The organism is Flavobacterium sp. UMI-01, from assembly GCF_019656315.1.
GTDB lineage: Bacteria > Bacteroidota > Bacteroidia > Flavobacteriales > Flavobacteriaceae > Flavobacterium.
In genome coordinates, this window is record NZ_BPLU01000056.1 from 1 (window position 1) to 230 (window position 230).

At 42.6% G+C, this 230-nt stretch carries 1 protein-coding gene; it reads left to right on the forward strand.

From position 1 onward, the window contains the following. Window positions 1-230, forward strand: a 230-nt coding sequence (locus tag K5R64_RS13590) for a hypothetical protein (RefSeq protein WP_220764203.1), incomplete at both ends; no start/stop codon positions are given.

A 230-nucleotide genomic window follows, 5' to 3' on the forward strand; every position in this document is an offset into this window, starting at 1 on the left:
ACCACTTTTGTAAGCGCAACCAACACAGGAATCACCTTAGATGGTACAGCAGTAAAAGTAGCTGCAGGTACTCCAGCAGGAAGCTACGAGTTGGTTTACAAAATCTGTGAAAAAATAAACCCAGCGAACTGTGATGAAGCAAAAGTAACTGTTACGGTAACCAAACCAGCAATAGAAGCTATTGACGATGCAGGAACTACAGTAAACGGATTCACAGGAGGAACAGCTTT